Raw genomic sequence first — 15,426 nt, 5'->3', positions numbered from 1 at the left:
AGATAGCAAAGTTTGTCTTTCAAAGGATATATATCCCCAGAAAAAATGCTGTTAAGCCAAATTATTAGCAGAAATTTTACGCAAAAAGCAGTACTGAAGCTATGGTGAAATCAGAGTTCTTGATACTCTACCAGCAGTTTATTTTATGGCTCGGAGATTGCATTGCGAAGTGACCGTCTCTGGGCCAAGATTGATCGAGCATCAACGAACAAAATTTTGGTGACACAATGCGTTTAACAGCGGGGTGGCTGGCTCAGTGGCTCGCCCAAGGTGATTATTGCAGTATTGCATTAGGTGAGAATTGTCTGATTTTGGATAGTCAGACAGAAACAGAAGAAATCCCGTTTGATGAGTGGGATGGCGCGATTGCCGTACATCGGGGAGTGATGTGGGGCAGTTTTGAAATTACCTCTGCCGACCAGGAATACTGCTGGACGATTCACGGCTTACCCTGGCGGTACTGTAAATCGTTCGCCAATATGTTGCTGGAAGCGTACCGTAACTGGGCGCAGGGTCGGGTAGAAAAACTTGATTCGCTGCTGCCGGAGATGCTCAAACGCATTGATACGTTTACTTCTCAGGATGCCTACCTGCGTGAATCCGATCACCGCCGTCTTCATCATTTTCTGGACCAGTCGCTGGCGTCAACGGGGTTAACCCGAGAGCTGGCCGCGTCTTTTCGTCCACTGGCGTTTGATAAAGTCGAACCCTGGCTGGAAGGGAACGGTGAGTGGGTTGATACCTCAAACGAGAAATGGCTGGAAAAAGAAGCCGAAAAGTGGTCATCGTGGTTCGATAAGTTTGAATCTTCTCCGCTTAACCCATCACAGCGGGAAGCGGTGCTGATCAACCAGGATCATAACCTGGTGTTGGCGGGTGCCGGAACCGGTAAAACCAGCGTGCTGGTGGCGCGAGCAGGTTATCTGGTGGCTAACCAGCTTGCTCAGCCAGAAGAGATTCTGATGCTGGCCTTTGGCCGTAAAGCCGCTGAAGAGATGAGCGAGCGGCTGGCGGCGAAAGTGAACAACAACATTAAAGTCGCCACGTTCCACAGTCTGGGGACCCAAATCATTAAAGCGGTTGAGGGTGAAATGCCAAGTGTTTCGCCACTGACTCTGGATGAAAAAGCCCGTACCGACTGGTTGGCTGGCGTGTTGAAAGAGCAGTGGGAAAATGACACCTCAGCCCGTCGCTGGCAGAAACACCTGACCCAGTGGCGAATTCCCGGCTTCAAAGCTGAAAACTCGATGGAAAAGCAGGCGCGCAGTGAACAGCTGATCAACTGGGTATGGCGTCACATTGAGCTGATTGGCCAGCGCGGCGCGAACAAATCTCAGCTCAGTGACAGTATCGAGCAACATAGTCAGGACACCGCCAAGCCTCGCATGAAGAGTGAGCTGGCACTGCTGTGGCCGTGTTACCGTGCCTATGAGCAATACCTGAAAACCCACAAGCAGATTGACTTCAATACCATGATTCAGCGCGCGACTGAGTACGTGAAGGAAGGTAAGTTTGTGCCGACCTGGCGCTTTATCATGGTCGATGAATATCAGGACATTTCTCCGCACCGACTGGCACTGATTGAAGCATTGTGCCACTCCAAGCAGGCAGCGCAGAAGCCGACATTGTTTGCCGTCGGGGATGACTGGCAGGCGATTTACCGTTTTGCCGGTGCTGATGTGAATTTAACAACCGGGTTTGAAAAACGCTTTGGTGCCTGTCACATGACCGAGCTGGAGACCACTTACCGGTTTAACAGCATGATTGGTGAAGTGGCCAATGCTTTCATCCAGCAGAACCCGAACCAGCTTAAAAAATCGCTGACCAGTTTCAAGAAACAGAAGCGAAAAGCGGTGACTTTGTTGTGTCAGGATCTGATTGACCAGGAGCTGGCACAATTGGCGTCGCAGCACAGTGAGCCGGTGACGACCTTGCTGCTGGCCCGAAATAATAATCAGCGTCCGGAAAAGCTCAAGCAGTGGCAGGAAAAATGGCCACAATTGGGACTAACCTTCATGACCTGTCATGCGAGTAAAGGTCGTGAGGGAGATTATGTCTTTGTGCTCGATGTGAACCGGGGAGTGTTCCCGGCACCGGATCGTGATACCGGGCTGGCCGCTTGCTTGCAGGCGCGGGGCGAAAGCTTTACGGATGCAGAAGAGCGCCGCTTGTTCTATGTTGCCCTGACTCGTGCCAAGAAACATGTCTGGGTGTGTGCCGAGCCGGAGAAAACCTCGCCGTTTGTGAATGAGCTGATTGATGATAACTATCCGGTTGTCAATAAAATCAAGCGTGTGAAGGCCAAGCAAAAATAACCGCCGTCATCTGGTGAGGTGATCACATACCTCTTGATGAGTGAAAGATAAAACCCGCTGTGTTTTGCGTCAGCGGGTTTTTTGTTATTGGTCGGATTAAGCACTTGGTGTTGTTTGCAGCAACGAGCGATCTAAACGTTTTGGTTAAGTCTATTTCCTAGGTTCATCAGTTTTATTCCTCAGTACCTTGGCCAAAGCTTCCAAAGGCGGCTTACTCCAGGCTGAGTACCAGCTTTCCGTTGTGTTGCTGACGTTTAAGCAATTCCAGTGCTTCAGGCAGCGCGTCGAAAGAGAAAACCTGACTGACCATGGCATCCAGTCGGCCCTCGGCGACCCAGTTTGCCAGCTGATTACCGATATCGGCCAGATGTTGGATGTGTTCGATCAAGCCATGGGCGTAGGTGCCATGAAGGGCCACTTCATGAAGGCTGATCGCTTTGGTCGTGGCCATTAAGGGCACCTGATTAAACTGGTCGGCAATCATGACAATATGGCCGTTGTAGCGAATCAGCGCACTGAGCATGCTGCCGGATTTCGCCGAAATACAGTCGATGACCGCGTGTACCCGTTTATCTTCTGTCAGCTCAATCAACCGCATGGCCGTATTTTCGGTTTCCGGATCAATGACATGATCGGCACCGTAATCGTACAACCGCATGTGGTGCTGGTTTTCCGCGATGGCATAGACAGTTGCTCCCGCCTGTTTCGCCAGTTGTACCGCAAAGCCGCCTACGCCACCACCGGCACCGGAAATAACTACGCTTTGTCCGGTTTGTAACCGCAATTTGTCATGCACTGCCAGCCAGGCCGTATAACCGGCGCAGGGCAAGGCTGCGGCATCTGTGAAGCTGACCGTCTCCGGCAACCGGCTGACGGCATAAGCTTTTGCCAGCGTATATTCCGCAAAACCACCTGCAACCCGGGGATCGAGAAAGCACATGACCCGGTCTCCCGGTCGAAAATGTCGGACGGAATCCCCCACGCTGGCAACCGTTCCCGCGACGTCCAGGCCAATAATGTGAGGATACGACCAAGTGGCGTAGCCCCAGTGTGCCAGTTTGTAATCGATGGGGTTGAGCCCGGCAGCATTCACCTTGATACAGACCTCATCGGCTGCTGGTGTCGGGCGGGATGCCCGAGAGAGTTTAAGGCACTGAATGCCCTCGGGTTGAGTCAGTTTCCATGCTTTCATCAGCCACCACCTGGAAAATTATAAGAATTTGGTGTTGTCGCTATCTTATTAACCATAAACCAAATTATTGAAAACGGGGGCGAATCATCCGCTTGGCGGGTTTGCTGAACTGTCAGGCTTAGCTGGTGTGATACTTAACCGGTGTGGTGCTTAATAGCTGGACTGTTTATCAGAAGAACAGGTGAGGGGATTAACCATGGCTGTGAAAAATGGTTTGGCACAGGTTGTGGGTACAAACGATTAGCTAAAAAAATTAGGTAAAACCGGTCGGGCTAAAACAGCTAAGAAAGGAGTCGGCGAAAACAAACTGGCTGCCATCACGCCGATTGAGGGCAAAACAGGCAGCCAGAGAAGTCAAATTTCATGGGGCAGTGGGTGATTAGCCCAGACGTTCATCCAGATACGCGTTGTAATCCGGAATCTCGATCTCCACCTCTTCACTCAGCATTGGCGAGGAAATCATGAAGTTTGCACTGGCGCGGTTAGTGGCAACCGGCACGTTCCAGACCGCTGAGATACGCAGCAGGGCTTTGACATCCGGATCATGCGGCACGGCATTGAGGGGATCCCAGAAAAAGATCATCATGTCGATTTTGCCTTCGGAGATCAGCGCGCCTAACTGTTGATCGCCGCCCATAGGGCCACTGAGCAGGCAGTTCACTTCCAAGCCAGATTCGCGGGCAATCAGGTGGCCGGTTGTACCGGTGGCATACAAAGTATGGCCGATCAGCTTGTCCTTGTGCTCGAGCACCCATCTCAGCAGATGAGATTTGCAGTTGTCATGCGCAACAAGGGCAATATGTTTTTGAGGTTGCATTTTACGGGTTGTTACGTGCATCTGGCGCTCCAGTTTGCAAATAGATAACTTGAGTAAGTCGGTCAGGGCTTCCGTCACTGGAAAACACCTGAAAGCTGCGGTTATAACTACCAGAGCCCGTCGCCGAAGTACAAATAATTCTGTTGAAATCAAAGATAGTTAACAGAAAACTCAGTGACAACCTTATGCCATTGGTGATTGCACCCGACGCTGCCTGTGTACTGTTAAGGCGGACCTACATTGAAGACCGGGCGGAACTCTGCCGGTGACAAAGAATCGGCGATCACAGCGTCCGGCAAATGGGAGGGCGTCAGCCCTTCGACAACCGTGGCGAGATCCAATTCGACAGGCTGATGTTCTAAATAGCGAACGGCCTGATCGACGGATAACATGGCCTGTTGTGCCATTTTATCCGTCGGGGCAAAGAGGATTTTATGTCGCAGTAAGCCACGATATACCCCGTGACTGAGGTAGGTCGAGACCACATGAACTGTATGTTCACGCTGGCTGGCGCGAAGTTCGCTGACGGCAACCTCGGCGGCGACGGCTCCCCCAACGATATAGTCGATTGGCTGGTCACTGGCGAAAAGCTGCTGGATAAGATTGCGTTGCAGCTCTTTGCTGTTATCGGCCCACAGCGTGGTCACAACCTGAATGTCACTGCCTGCGATGGCATCAAGGAATCCTTGCACGACAGGCTTAGTTCCACCGCGGCTTTGAGGCCCCGGTAACAAGGCCACCCTGACCACTCCGCTGCCTTCAGGATGACGTTTTGCCAGAAATTCTCCGGTTGCTTTCCCCATCTCCGTCCAGTCCAGGCCGACCCGTGCAATGACGGTGCTGGCGCTGTCCGGATTCTGTGTATCGAGATAATTGATGGTGGCAAACACCGGGATCTGGCCGGTGATCTTACTCAGTTGCCCGTCGTAGGCATGGCTGTCGACAGTACCGAGAATAATGGCATCTGCCCCCCATTCCCGGCATGCTTCCAGCTGTTCAATCTGGCGGGAGAGGTTTGGGTAGCCTCCGGCTTCCAGTACTTTCAGGCGAACGCCGAGCTGGCGGGCATGTTCCACCATCCCGTAATTGACCGACAACCAATATGAATCTTTCAGGTGCGGGTACACAGCGCACAGTTTCCAGGGCTGGCTGGCCGCTTTAAGCGGCTGATAGTGTATAGGGGTGCCTGCTTTACCTGCGGCAAAAGGTGGTTTAATACTCAAGACATCATCGGCATAGACCGGAGCGCACAACGCCAGTATCAGGATCGAGTGCAGTGGCGTGTTTGCCAGCCGCTTGATTCCTTGCGACTTAGTCCCTTGCAACATAGTTCCTTGCGGCTTAGTTCCTTGTAACGTAGTTACCGAAAGACGGGTTACCAGGTTTGTCCAAAGCTTAGACAGCAGGACACCGGCTCGAGCTAACCGGGCGGTGGAAAATCTGGCAAAGTAGGTATCAAAAGCCGGTAACTTCATAACATTCATCACGACAAAACCAAGGGAGCGGGTTCGATAAACATCAGCGGCCACTATGGCAGTGCTGGTGGTTGTGTGTTTCGATGCGGCCTCGGCTTGATCCGAGTTGCCTGCAACTTACTGACAGTCAGGTATAATACCATTTTTAGCGTTTTCTGTGAGCCGTGGGTCTGACACTGTTAAGCGAATGGTCGGCGGCTTTATACCTCGTGGTTGATAAATATGACACTTACTCCCCGTGGCATTGGTCAGAAATTACTGATCGCCTTTTCGATGATGGCCGGGTTGATGATGATCGCGGTTGTAATCGGTGTGGCTGGTTTTTCGCTGGTGGCACAAACGGAACGAACGGTGATCAATTCGGCGGTACCGGCGCTGGCGGAAGCGCGTCAGTTATCAGATCTCAGTACCCGCATTATTTTCAGTGCGCAGGTTCTGGCCAAATCCAAAGATGAGCAGGAACGTGAGCGACAGGGGAAATCGCTGACGGTCCATATTCAGTCACTGAAAAAAAGCCTTGATGCGCTGGAGCAGTATTCGTTTGCCCCAGAGCTGATGCAGCAGCTGGAGGCGGATGTTGACAGTATCGTGCAGAATCTGGCTCAACTCGGCCTGCTGGTGGGGCGTAAGCTGCAACTGGCAGAGCAGGTGGAGCACCAGAATCAGGCGCTGACGGCAGCGACCATACAGATTGACTCGCTGTCTCAGTCGCAGGTCTCCAATGCCAATACTATCGCGGTGGCGAACGTTGCCCGTATCTACGATCTGGTCAAGCAAGGAGACGATCAGGCCGTTTATCAGGCGTTAGACAGCCTGGTGGAAGTCGACATGGATCTCAGCGAGCGCCTGTTTGAACTGCGTTTCCTGTCATTGCAGGTCATTAATCTGCTGGATGATACCAGCCGCGTGACCAATCAGGAGGCGCTGGATAACCTGAAGCAACGTTTTAGCTATGCGGTATCGGTGATGCACCAGCGGGTGAAATCGGTTGAAGATCCCAGTCGTTCACAGCAGTTACTGACGTTTACCACCAAACTGAACCAGTCAGGAACATTTTTTGATGATTTGTCGTCCTTGATTCAGGCTCGGCAGGACGTCGAGCGTATGGAGCAGCAAAACTTGTTGTTGTTCCAGCAGCTGAATCAGACCGTTGATGACATTATCACCGCTGCGAACACTGGGACAACGCAGGCGGTGACGCAGGTTGAGCAAACCCTGACCGTTGCCCGTAACAGCCTGATTGCCATTTCGGCGCTGGGGATGGTCGCCTTGGTGCTGATTATGTGGCGCTATGTGTATGCCAGGGTGATTCGCCGGATTAACGACTACAGCCAGGCGCTGATGTCACTGGCACGGGGCGATCTGGCAATTCGTCTGACGACCCAAGGTGATGACGAACTGGCACAAATGGGCAGGGCCATCATGGTTGCCCGTGACACCGCTTATGAACGGCATCGTCTGGCACAGGCGGAAGCTGCCGCCCGGCATGAACTGCAGCAACATAAAAACAGTCTGGAGCGTCAGGTCGCCGAACGAACCAGCCAGCTGGAGCAGGCCAATAACCAGCTTAATGAAGAAGTGAAAAACCACGCTCAGGCCCGTGCTGAAGCCGAGCAGGCCAACCGTGCGAAATCAGCGTTTCTGGCGACCATGAGCCATGAAATCCGCACCCCGATGAATGGGGTATTGGGCACCGCATCCCTGCTAGCTGATACCGGTCTTACCGCGCAGCAGGCACATTATCTGGATGTAATAAACCGCAGTGGTGTCACCCTGTTGGATATTCTGAATGATGTCCTGGACTACTCCAAAATTGAGGCGGGACACCTGGATATCCGGCCTGCGGATTTTTCCCTGCCAGAACTGGTTAGGGATGTCCGTGATATGCTGCTGAGCCGAGCTGAAGCAAAGCATCTGGCGTTGGTGACAGACATTGACGACGGTGTCGGAGATATCTGGCTGGGCGATGCTACCCGATTGCGTCAGGTGCTGGTTAATCTCATTGGTAACGCGATCAAATTCACCGGTCATGGGCAGGTTTCGCTGTATATCAGTGCTTCAGTGCATCAGCCGGGGCGGTTGCTGTTTGAGGTGGAAGATACCGGTGTCGGGATTGCACCAGCCGAGCAGGCGACGATTTTCGATGCTTTCCAGCAAGCGCAGGACGGGCGAAACAAAAGCGGTGGCACCGGGCTCGGATTGGCGATCAGCAAACGTATTGTTGAAGCGATGGGCGGAGAGATTGGCCTTACCTCGCAGCTTGGGGAAGGCAGTTGCTTCTGGTTCACCCTCACGCTGGAGCCGGGTGAGCGTCAGGCGGTAAATGTTGATACTGCCGCTGTTCAGTCTTTATCTCCTCAGGTTTTGGCTTCTCAGGTCTTGGCTTGTCATATGTCGGCTTCTCAGGTATCGGCCTCTCACGCGAAAGTGTCAGCGATGGCTCCGGCGCATATCCTGCTGGTCGAAGACAACCCGGTTAATAGCCTGGTCGCGGAAGGGTTTTTGCGGCGACTGGGGCATTCGGTGAGGGTGGCTGAGAATGGAGCAGAGGCAGAAGCCTTGTTTGCTGCTGAGCGTTTTGATATTGCGCTGCTGGATATCAACCTGCCGGATACAGACGGCGTCGCGTTACTGGCCCGTTTACGCGCATCAGATGCCAGCAAGGCGGAGATCCCGATGGTTGCGTTCTCGGCCCATGTTTTTAATGAAGATGTCGAACAGTACCTGAATGCCGGTTTTGCCGGTTTCCTGCCTAAACCGTTGGTTGAACACCAACTGGTGGATGTCATCGGGCAGCTGTTGGCCGGGCAGGATCGCGTTTGTCCCTCGTCTGCGTCGGTGAGCGATGCGTCGGCAGCAAGCGATGTGTCAGCAGCAAGCAATGTGTCGGCAGCAGAAAAAACCATAGAGAAAAACGATGCCATCCCAAAAGAGGCCGTGAAGAGTAAGGAGGCCTGCAAAGTGAATAAGGATACCCGTACAGTGAGCGACCAAACAGACACGGAGAAGGTTCCACTGCTTGATCCTCAAGTACTTGGCGGAGATTTGCAGGTACTGGGTAAAGATATGGTGACGAGAATGATTCATCTGTTCATCTCGTCCTCCACAGAAACATTACGACAGCTGGATGAGGCCCTGACTGACAATAACCCTGGGGCTGTCGCCAGTCAGGCGCACACCCTGAAGGGGGCGGCTGGCACCATGGGGCTCACCCGCTTGTTTCAGGTCTGTCTGAGGTTTGAAAAAGCCGGAAAACAGGGGGAAGTCTCGGCTCTGAATATGGCGGATCTGGAAGCGGTGTATCAGGCGTCAGTGGCACAGCTTCAGGCTGAGTATGTCCCGGATGATAATGCCTGACAGCCGGTTTCAGCCAGTAAGCCAGGTTGAGCAGTACAAGGCCGGTATTCAACCGACTTTGTACACTTTTGGTTTGGTACGACCGGCAGAAGGTTACTGTGCTTGTCCTGTGTCTGCCGGGGCAATTAGCAATTCGAAACGTTCGTTGCCCCGTAAATTTTCAAAGTCTTTCTCTTCCGCGGCCAGTTCTTTGAGCGATACGCTGTCTTCAACCGCGCGTTCCAGATCGTTAATAGCCTGCTCTTCGGCGCCCAGACAGGAGTAAGCACAGGCGCGCTGATACAAAGCATGGGCGTTGGATGAATCCAGTTCCAGCACCCGGTTACACAAGCTGAGTGCCCAGTGGAACTCACGCATTTCCATCACGGCATCGGCTTTGTAGGTCAGGGCTTCCAGGTCGCCCGGTCGAATCTTCAGGATCTCATCATACACTTCCACTTTTTGCTCCGCTGTATGCAGGTTATGGGAGCGCAGCCAGAGGTTGTGGATCTCATTGATGATCTCAATCTCTTTGTTATTTTGCGTAATGATGCGGGTTTTACGCTTCAGATCCTGCTCAAGGCGCTGGAATTTCTTCTCGTATTGCTGAGCAATATCTTTCAGCTGCTGTTCGGCCACTTTTTTGGTGTTATCTCTCAGCTCGCGAAGTGATTGCCAACCGATAAACGCAAATAGCGAAGCCGCACCGGCAATCAGGTAGAAGAAATAGGTGACGGTGACATTGGCGTAGTTCATGGATTTATCCGCAACGGCCAGCTCGCGGTCAGTGATTTCTTTGATCATCCGGCGTTCAATATCCTGCTGATCCTGACGCAGACTTTTCAGCTCATCCAACACATAGCGTTCCATCAGCGGTCTGTCATACAGGTCCTGTTCGGAATATTTTTCGGCCGCCAGGGCGGAAAATGGCAAGAGTAAACAAGCGAGGAGGGGGAAAACACGAAATATCATCAGCAGAACCTTATGGGGTTGAATGTGAGCCGCAGCGGGTAGAGCTAAAGTTTAGGGTAACAAGGCCAGGTTCAAATTGAAAGGTGGGGTCAGATAAGGCTGTCTGTAGTGCGGAAAGAAAAAGGCAGCGGGTATGACGGCGAAGCACGGTGCAGATTTCGCCTGTCATACGCTGTGGCATCAGAGAAATGACTGCCTGCTTAGGAGGTTATAAGGTATTCAATGGGCACGAAATAGGCAGAGCATCCTCCGCATTCAACTGGGGGTTAAAGTCGTATAGCCCCCGGATTTCTGAACGGCGGCCACCAGCGCTTTTCGTTGTTTAATCCGGGTCTGTTCTTGTGCAGACAGGGTGGTTGGCGTTACTGATTCACCTGTACGTGTGTCAGTTTGAGTATGTGGGTTGGTATTTTCCTGAACGTGACTGGCAAAGGCAAAATCTTTATCAAAAATCAGCATGATGCGATCCCCTGAGTAGTTTGGTTAAGTCGCCGGGATATCGAATAAGCAATATCAACCGCAACAGTCGCAGCTATTTTGTAGTTGGGTGGTTAAAAAAGCATCCCCCTCGATGTGTCATTTCAGGGAGGAGAACCGCGGGCGTAGATACCTGTTTTTTCACCGCTTCAGGCGTAGAAACCGCAAAACCACAAACAGGCGGCAGAGGATAACGCAGGCATTTCGTGAATGCCAGGCATCATTACGGTAGAATTGTTGATAGAAATGCCCGAGTTTCACCATAGGTTGAAAAGAATGTCAGAACAACATGAAGAATATGAAGTAGAAGCAATTGGTGTGGAGGTGAATGCCCAGCCTATTGAACTCTACAAAGTCCTAAAGATTGCGAATGCAGTCAGCGGTGGTGGCGAAGCGAAATTTGTCATTGCGGAAGGGTATGTCGCCGTAAATGGTGAGCTTGAGCAACGTAAGCGTCGCAAAGTGTACGATGGCGATGTCATTGAATTTAATGAAGAGTTTTACCTGGTCATTTGTGACCAGCCGATCACTGAGCAGCCTTCAAAACCTTCTGCATCATCTGCAGAGATGGCTTCTTCAGCAGATACGGCAGCTTCAGTAGAAAAAGCGTCGTCAGCCGTACGCAGCGAAAAAAACGCTTCTCGTCAAGGGGCTGAAAAAGGCAAGCGCCAGGTGGCTCCTGGTCGTTCATCGGCGAAAAAGGGAAAAGGTAACGCTAAGTCATCTGGCAATAGCAAAGCTGCCCGACGTGGAAAGAGTGCCGGTCAGGGGGCTAACCGAGCGTCCGGTCCGGCAGATAAAGCAACTGGTCGTAAACCAATCAGTTTCTAACGGTATCAGCTTAGGTGTGTTTCAACGTTTGATAGCGCTGAATCACAGATAGGCAGACAGGCTATATAGCAAAACCGCGGCAGTCATATGCCGCGGTTTTTTTGTTAAATGGCCTGTCTCTGGCTGTGTACGTTTAGCCAGGTGCTTTGTCCGCAGTAAAGGGCGAGAGCGTGGGGAAATCGAATCCGGAGACGGATTTGATGTCACTATCCTCAATGCGTGTATTTTTCATCCTGTCGGTTTGGTTTATATTGGCCCTTTCTCGTTAATTTTCTTGCAGTTATAAGGACAGTATTTTGCTTGGAACGCACAAGTACACGCTGGCAGGTTGTTTGGCTATCCTGATGTGGAGCACTATTGTGGCTTTTATCCGGAATGTCGCCGAGCAACTGGGGCCGGTAGGTGGCGCCGCGATGATTTATACCGTCAGTACGGTGCTGCTGGCGATTTTCATCGGATTGCCTCGACCGGGGCGCTTTTCCCCAAAATATCTGTTGGTGGGCGGAGCCTTGTTCGTCAGTTATGAAATGTGTCTGGCGCTGGCATTAGGCATGGCTAATGATCGTCACCAAACCGTCGAAATGGGGGTCATCAATTATCTCTGGCCCTGTCTGACGGTGTTGCTGGCGGTAATGGTCAGTAAAAAGCGGGTCAGCCTGTTGCTGTACCCGGCGTTAGCGCTGGCGTTTCTGGGAGTGGCTTGGACGGTCAGTGGCGATGAAGGACTTTCTCTGAGTCAGATAGCGGCGAATGTCTCCACGAACCCTGTCAGTTACACATTGGCCTTTGTCGGCGCTTTTATCTGGGCAGTGTACTGCAACGTGACCAAACGCCTGGCTAACGGAGAAAACGCCATCACCTGGTTTTTCATGGCGACGGCGCTGGCGCTGTGGGCAAAATACTTCATGTCTGATGAGCCTGCCATGGTGTGGTCGATGGGGGCAGTGACAGATCTACTGTTTGCCGCCGTCGCTATGGGGGCGGGCTATGCGCTGTGGAATATCGGCATTATTGGCGGCAATATGATGTTATTGGCGACGCTGTCATACTTTACCCCGATATTCTCGACTTTTTTTGCGGCAGTGCTGCTGGATATCGAGTTAACGACCGCATTCTGGCAGGGAGTGGTCATGGTGACGCTGGCCTCATTGGCTTGCTGGTGGCTGACCAGAAAAACGTAACAGCATGCTGAGCCACCAACATCCGCTTCGTAATTGTTAATTCCTTTCTTTTTATCTGTGATGCTTCGTCATCCATAACCCTTGAGTGAACGGCCAGTCAGTAAAATAGTGACAAACGTGTTGTGACCGGTGACAGACAGCCTCAGATTCCTGTGTGTCAGGGGCTGTCTGCGTAATCAGGGTAAGTCCGGTGTATTTCGCTACTTTTGGTTAAAAAGACAGCGAAAGTTGTGAATAAACCTCACTGCGCTCGAGCATCTTCTTGCATTCTTTCTCCGGTGGATGAAACCGGCATTCTCATGTTTATTGTCTTTGTTCTCGTATTGTAAGAATTAATCCTTCCTTTATCGTTTCTTTTCTTGCAATGTGAGAGTGGTGGTTGTGGTGAAAGCGCGGATAAGAGTTAATGAGCTTGTCAGCGTAATCCGGACTTTCAATGGGTTGCAATGAGTAACAATGGGCAGAAGTGAACCGTCCCAATGACCAATAAATACAAACTAAACGCTAACGAAAAAATGCTTCAGGTATTGATGCACATTGCATCGGCAGATGAGCCGATCACGGCGCAGTGCCTGAGTGAACAAACAGGTATGCCGACCAGCAGTATGTACCGCTACCTGGTGATCCTGAAAAACTGGAACCTGATTGAAGAAAGCCCACGTCAAAGCTGTTACAGCATTGGCCCGGCAGCGCTTCAGTTGCTGCGCAACTTTCAGCAGTTTTCACCGCTATCTGGCGGCGTACATCAGGTATTAAAGCGGGTTCAGCAGCAAACCGGCGAGATGGCCGCGTACTTGGTACCCGTAGGGTTCCGGGCGCTGTGTATGGCCCGAATTGACAGTCCTCATGCACTGCGTTGTGCCTATGAAGAAGGTCAGAGCCAGCCACTGATTCGCGGGGCATCTGCCAAAGTGATTCTGGCACATTTGCCGGAGCAGCGGATTTTGTCAACGCTCTATCACTTCGGGATCACTGAGCCTGAAGAGACACAGAAGTGGCAGCAGGAGCTGGCGGAGATCAAGCAACAAGGATATGCCATCAGTACTTCTGAGTATGACCTTGGGGTGTCTGGGGTGAGTGCCCCGGTCTTTTCCGGAAACAAAATTGTGGGTGCTGTCAGTGTTATGGCACCGGAAGACCGGGTACTGAAAAGGAAAAACCAAATTATTTATGCCGTGTTGCAAGCGGCCAGGGTATTACCACCCGATTCTTAATTGACAGACAGAATACGGTTTTAAGGAGCAATCATGCTGGATTTTAAACGTTGGTTTTCATTTTCGTTACCTGCCGGTCGTGCAGTAACCCAACAATCCCTGGCCATGATTGAACCTTATGCCGAGCAGCGTAAGGCGGGAGCCGTCGTGCTGGGAATGGCCAGTGATCTGAGCCTGAATTATTACGACAGCCTGATCGGAACCAAGGAAGGCCCGGACAGTATCCGCCGTATGCTGGCAAAACTGCCCGATTTAGGTGCCATGCCACTCTATGACGCTGGAGTGATTGAGGAAGAAGTCACTACGGAAGGGCGGGCAACCGGTAGCGCAGGCTTTGAAGCCATGCGAACCCGCCAGTATGAGCGGTTATGCGGTATGCTGCGTGCAGGGCACTTTCCAATTGTGCTGGGGGGCGGTCATGAAGTGGCTATCGGCAGTTTTCAGGCATTGTCTGACACCTTGCATCAGGCGAGTGACGGCATCGAAGACGGGATGGCTCAGCTGCCAAATGCCGGGCAAACCCGAATCGGTATCATCAATATTGATGCTAATTTTCAGTTGCGACGCAGTCTGGCGGTGCGCGCCGGTTCGGCGTTTCATTCGGTAGCCAGCTTTTGCCAGGAGCACCATCGGGAGTTTCACTACCTTGGATTAGGGATGTGTGACCATACCAACTCTCAGGCTACCTTTGCTTATGCTCGTGAACTGGGAGCTGACTGGCTACTGGATCGTGAGATGAAAATGAAAAACCGTAAGCGGATTCAGGCCACCATTGAGGCGTACCTGGCACGGGTCGATCATGTGCATCTGAGTCTGGATTTGTCGGTGTTTCCGTCACTGGTTGCTGAAGGGGTGAATTTATCCCGGATTTACGGGGTAAACCTGCCTGTGGTTGAAATGGTGATCCGGCAGATCATGGAAAGTGGTAAGGTGCGCATCATGGATGTTACCGGGCTGAATACAGAATTTGATTATCAGGGTGATACCGCGCGATTAGCAGCCAAGTTGATTCGCCACGCCCTGAAATCGGTTTCACCCTGATTGCTGATTATCAGCGCTCATTACGTTTATTCGAAATTTCCTCTTAACCTAGTTTGAGTCAATTGACTGAGGCTCCCCAGCCAGGGAGCCTTTTTTTATTTGTTGTTTCTACGTTGTGATTTTTTCTCTGGCCGCTTTCCTAGCATCCACTGTTCTTCTGACGGCAGCACTTATCAGCCTTTGTTCCGACTCTTCTTTTTTCATATTGTTTCTGCGCGAGCTGAAAGCCGGCAAATCAACGCAGGCAAAGCAGGGCTGGAAAATAAGAGTAGGCAGATTAACGCAGCTAAATCAAAACGGTTACCTTCACATCCGAACCACAAAAAACACCATAAAAATTGACTGTGGTGCCAGCTAAAAACGACGGCATTGAGTATTCAAAATACGAAGCAGAGCTAAGCTTATATGCAGAGCCAGGTTGATATAAAGAGAATAAAAAAACGTTGGCTGCTGGTTAACGGCCAAAATTTCACATTTATGCTATTAAATATCGGTTGATGGTAATTTTTTATTTTAACACTGTTAATAAATTCGATATTTTATTGGTGTAAATGTTTACTATCTTGTGGCTCGCC

The 15,426-nt window shown here is 51.5% G+C and carries 11 protein-coding genes; 6 read left to right on the top strand and 5 right to left on the bottom strand.

Annotated features, from left to right (window positions below; all coding sequences use genetic code 11):
- Nucleotides 1–227 precede the first annotated feature (227 nt).
- A complete protein-coding gene (gene helD, locus PGW97_RS10230) occupies nucleotides 228–2,315 on the top strand; it encodes a DNA helicase IV (RefSeq protein ID WP_047883444.1) in 2,088 nt (695 codons plus the stop codon).
- Nucleotides 2,316–2,526: 211 nt separating this feature from the next.
- Here the strand turns inward: helD and PGW97_RS10225 are convergent, their stop codons facing one another.
- The 3 genes from PGW97_RS10225 to torT form a co-directional block, all read right to left on the bottom strand.
- Nucleotides 2,527–3,507 carry a zinc-binding dehydrogenase gene (locus tag PGW97_RS10225; protein WP_273857253.1) on the bottom strand — a complete coding sequence of 327 codons (981 nt, stop codon included), beginning with the start codon at nucleotides 3,505–3,507 and terminating at the stop codon, nucleotides 2,527–2,529.
- 379 nt (nucleotides 3,508–3,886) lie between these two features.
- Nucleotides 3,887–4,345 carry a methylglyoxal synthase gene (locus PGW97_RS10220; RefSeq protein ID WP_047883619.1) on the bottom strand — a complete coding sequence of 153 codons (459 nt, stop codon included), beginning with the start codon at nucleotides 4,343–4,345 and terminating at the stop codon, nucleotides 3,887–3,889.
- A 203-nt stretch (nucleotides 4,346–4,548) separates the two neighbouring features.
- Nucleotides 4,549–5,652, bottom strand: coding sequence for a TMAO reductase system periplasmic protein TorT (torT, locus tag PGW97_RS10215; RefSeq protein WP_443147125.1), 1,104 nt, complete (start codon nucleotides 5,650–5,652; stop codon nucleotides 4,549–4,551).
- Between the two features lie 369 nt (nucleotides 5,653–6,021).
- On the opposite strand from torT, the gene torS reads away from it, so the two are divergent.
- Entirely contained in the window at nucleotides 6,022–9,156 is a 3,135-nt protein-coding gene (gene torS, locus PGW97_RS10210; RefSeq protein ID WP_273857252.1) for a TMAO reductase system sensor histidine kinase/response regulator TorS, read from the top strand.
- Between the two features lie 93 nt (nucleotides 9,157–9,249).
- On the opposite strand, the gene PGW97_RS10205 is transcribed toward torS, so the two are convergent.
- Both PGW97_RS10205 and PGW97_RS10200 read right to left on the bottom strand, forming a co-directional pair.
- Nucleotides 9,250–10,107 (bottom strand): TPR end-of-group domain-containing protein, encoded by an 858-nt coding sequence (locus PGW97_RS10205; RefSeq protein WP_047883448.1) that lies wholly within the window; start codon nucleotides 10,105–10,107, stop codon nucleotides 9,250–9,252.
- Between the two features lie 255 nt (nucleotides 10,108–10,362).
- Nucleotides 10,363–10,566 (bottom strand): hypothetical protein, encoded by a 204-nt coding sequence (locus tag PGW97_RS10200; protein ID WP_217393144.1) that lies wholly within the window; start codon nucleotides 10,564–10,566, stop codon nucleotides 10,363–10,365.
- A 264-nt stretch (nucleotides 10,567–10,830) separates the two neighbouring features.
- Here PGW97_RS10200 and PGW97_RS10195 point away from each other — a divergent pair, with 264 nt between their 5' ends.
- The 4 genes from PGW97_RS10195 (at nucleotide 10,831) to PGW97_RS10180 (ending at nucleotide 14,851) form a co-directional block, all read left to right on the top strand.
- Nucleotides 10,831–11,415, top strand: a complete 585-nt coding sequence (locus PGW97_RS10195; protein ID WP_443147124.1) for an RNA-binding S4 domain-containing protein — start codon at nucleotides 10,831–10,833, stop codon at nucleotides 11,413–11,415.
- Between the two features lie 296 nt (nucleotides 11,416–11,711).
- Complete coding sequence (gene yddG, locus PGW97_RS10190) at nucleotides 11,712–12,596, top strand: aromatic amino acid DMT transporter YddG (RefSeq protein ID WP_273857251.1); 885 nt, start codon at nucleotides 11,712–11,714, stop codon at nucleotides 12,594–12,596.
- A gap of 479 nt (nucleotides 12,597–13,075) precedes the next feature.
- Nucleotides 13,076–13,810, top strand: a complete 735-nt coding sequence (locus PGW97_RS10185) for an IclR family transcriptional regulator (RefSeq protein ID WP_047883452.1) — start codon at nucleotides 13,076–13,078, stop codon at nucleotides 13,808–13,810.
- 33 nt (nucleotides 13,811–13,843) lie between these two features.
- Nucleotides 13,844–14,851 carry an arginase family protein gene (locus tag PGW97_RS10180; RefSeq protein ID WP_242551853.1) on the top strand — a complete coding sequence of 336 codons (1,008 nt, stop codon included), beginning with the start codon at nucleotides 13,844–13,846 and terminating at the stop codon, nucleotides 14,849–14,851.
- The last annotated feature ends 575 nt before the right edge of the window (nucleotides 14,852–15,426 follow it).

Source organism: Photobacterium sp. GSS17, from assembly GCF_028621875.1.
Taxonomy (GTDB): domain Bacteria; phylum Pseudomonadota; class Gammaproteobacteria; order Enterobacterales; family Vibrionaceae; genus Photobacterium; species Photobacterium ganghwense.
This window is presented reverse-complemented; position numbering and strand designations above follow the sequence as displayed.

What these genes read in the sequence shown, in the direction of transcription:
- PGW97_RS10205 (WP_047883448.1), bottom strand. Translation starts at nt 10,107, where the DNA reads ATGATATTTCGTGTTTTCCCCCTCCTCGCTTGTTTACTCTTGCCATTT.
- PGW97_RS10195 (WP_443147124.1), top strand. Translation starts at nt 10,831, where the DNA reads ATGCCCGAGTTTCACCATAGGTTGAAAAGAATGTCAGAACAACATGAA.
- PGW97_RS10225 (WP_273857253.1), bottom strand. Translation starts at nt 3,507, where the DNA reads ATGAAAGCATGGAAACTGACTCAACCCGAGGGCATTCAGTGCCTTAAA.
- torS (WP_273857252.1), top strand. Translation starts at nt 6,022, where the DNA reads ATGACACTTACTCCCCGTGGCATTGGTCAGAAATTACTGATCGCCTTT.
- PGW97_RS10220 (WP_047883619.1), bottom strand. Translation starts at nt 4,345, where the DNA reads ATGCACGTAACAACCCGTAAAATGCAACCTCAAAAACATATTGCCCTT.
- PGW97_RS10185 (WP_047883452.1), top strand. Translation starts at nt 13,076, where the DNA reads ATGACCAATAAATACAAACTAAACGCTAACGAAAAAATGCTTCAGGTA.
- PGW97_RS10200 (WP_217393144.1), bottom strand. Translation starts at nt 10,566, where the DNA reads ATGCTGATTTTTGATAAAGATTTTGCCTTTGCCAGTCACGTTCAGGAA.
- torT (WP_443147125.1), bottom strand. Translation starts at nt 5,652, where the DNA reads ATGTTGCAAGGGACTAAGTCGCAAGGAATCAAGCGGCTGGCAAACACG.
- PGW97_RS10180 (WP_242551853.1), top strand. Translation starts at nt 13,844, where the DNA reads ATGCTGGATTTTAAACGTTGGTTTTCATTTTCGTTACCTGCCGGTCGT.
- helD (WP_047883444.1), top strand. Translation starts at nt 228, where the DNA reads ATGCGTTTAACAGCGGGGTGGCTGGCTCAGTGGCTCGCCCAAGGTGAT.